Origin of the sequence: Micrococcus sp. Alg238-R198 (assembly GCF_900537135.1) — a bacterium.
Taxonomy (GTDB): Bacteria; Actinomycetota; Actinomycetes; order Actinomycetales; family Micrococcaceae; genus Micrococcus; species Micrococcus luteus.
Genome location: NZ_UNRH01000027.1, coordinates 1 through 1,731 on the forward strand (window position 1 = coordinate 1; position 1,731 = coordinate 1,731).

Here is a 1,731-nt window from a genome sequence, read left to right on the forward strand (position 1 = left end):
GAGACGGCTAAGGACAGCGGGGTCATCCCGCCAGCGTGACGGAACCAGCGCGCCCCGACGGGCCAGGACACGCCCACAGTCAGGGATGCCTCGACCGTGGTGACACCGGTGGCGATCACACGCCAGAACTGGCGTTGGACCTCCCGTGAGGGCTGCGGCCTGCCAGGAGAGCGCATCGGGGCCCGCAAGGCCCGATCCGCTCTCCACTGCCGCCGTGTCCCCTCGGGCACGTCACTGATCTTCCTCGCCCAGTCCTTGCTTGCCATCGCCCATACCTCCAGTGATTCCGAGAGGGTGTTGCGACGACCGATTGAATCCACCCTGGGAGCCGCGGTCCGAGTGCACGATGCACCCGGCCACCGCATCGGTGCCGCCGCGGCGTGCCACGGCCTGCTCGAGGGCGTTCACGGCCAACGAGGCCTGCATACGCCCGGCCATGGAGTACCCCACGATCCTGCCGGCGTAGAGATCCTTGATCGCGCAGAGGTAGAGCTTGCCCTCACTGGTGGGGTGCTCGGTGATGTCGGTCAGCCACAGCCGGTTCGGAGCTTCGGCAGAGAAGTCCCGGCGGACGTGGTCGTCGTGCACGGGTGGGCCTGGGCGGGTCCCGTACTTGCCACGCTTGGCCCCGAACCCGCAGTGCCACCCGTTCTGGCGGCAGAGCCGCCAGGCAGTACGGGCGGCCATTCGCTCCCCGGCCGCCTCGGCCTCGTCCCGCAGCAGCCCGTACCCGAACTCCGGATCGTTCAGGTGAGCGGCGTGCAGGGCGTTGGCCCGGTAGGCCTGCTCCACCTCAGAAACGGCGACGGGCTGGTCCCGCCAGCGGTAGTAGGGCTGGCGGGCGAGCTTGAGGACCCGCAAGGACACCGCGACCGGGATCTGGTCGGCGGCGAGCTCGGACACGAGCGGGTACATCATTTTTTCGGCAGGTTCGCCTGGGAGAGGTAGGCCGCGGCGCGGCGTAGGACTTCGTTCTCCTGCTCGAGGAGCCGGATCCTGCGGCGGGCTGCGCGGAGTTCTTCGGCCTCGGCCTTGGTGGTGCCTGGGATGTTGCCTGCTTCGATATCGGCCTGGCGAATCCAGTTCGTCAGGCAGGACTCGAAGATGCCGAAGTCCTTCGCGATGTCTTTCAGATGGGTGCCGGGCTCACGGTTCTGCGCGACCCGGACGACATCATCGCGGAACTCTTTGGGGTAGGGGGCGGGCATGGTGCACATCCTTCCCTTTGGTGTGGGAACACCACAGATCGTATGTCACCTGTACGTGCGTCAGTCCCTCCCTCGGCCGTCGGGGCGTGTCAACTTGTCTGTGTAAGCGGGGTGGTCACAGGTAGGGGTTGATCCGGTCGGGGTAGGCCGCGGCGAGCTGGGCGAGGGCCTGCTTCCAGTTCGTGACGGCCTGGCCTTCGACGAGCCGGCCCTGGGCTTTGCGCTGGCCGGCGGGTTTGCCCCGGTCCCGAGCGCGTTCGGCGGCGCGTTTGTCTTCGATGTTGCAGATCGCCAGCCAGAGCAGCTTCACCGCCGCCTCGGTCGAGGGGAAGTGGCCGCGGTTCTTGGTCACCTTCCGTAGCTGGAAGTTCAGCGACTCGATGCTGTTGGTCGTGTAGATGACCTTGCGGAGCATGGGTGGGAACTGCAGGAACGGGATGAACCGCTCCCAGGAGTTCGCCCAGGTCGCGGCTGCAGACGGGTACTTCGTGCCGAGCTCGGAGGCCTCGAACTCGGCCAGCGC

Annotated in this window: 3 protein-coding genes and 1 pseudogene; all 4 read right to left on the bottom strand. The window is 67.3% G+C overall.

The annotated features are described in order from the left end of the window. Positions 1-266 (bottom strand): annotated as a pseudogene (locus G6R13_RS12175) (IS30 family transposase); the annotation flags it as partial. Further along, positions 232-918 (bottom strand): DDE-type integrase/transposase/recombinase, encoded by a 687-nt coding sequence (locus tag G6R13_RS12180; RefSeq protein WP_119217451.1) that lies wholly within the window; start codon positions 916-918, stop codon positions 232-234. The gene G6R13_RS12180 and the pseudogene G6R13_RS12175, both read right to left, overlap by 35 nt. Further along, a complete protein-coding gene (locus G6R13_RS12250; protein WP_060973960.1) occupies positions 915-1,208 on the bottom strand; it encodes a transposase in 294 nt (97 codons plus the stop codon). The genes G6R13_RS12180 and G6R13_RS12250 overlap by 4 nt, the downstream gene beginning before the upstream one ends. Positions 1,209-1,323: 115 nt before the next feature. Next, on the bottom strand, positions 1,324-1,731 hold a 408-nt coding region (locus G6R13_RS12190; RefSeq protein WP_205521375.1), incomplete at its 5' end, for a transposase.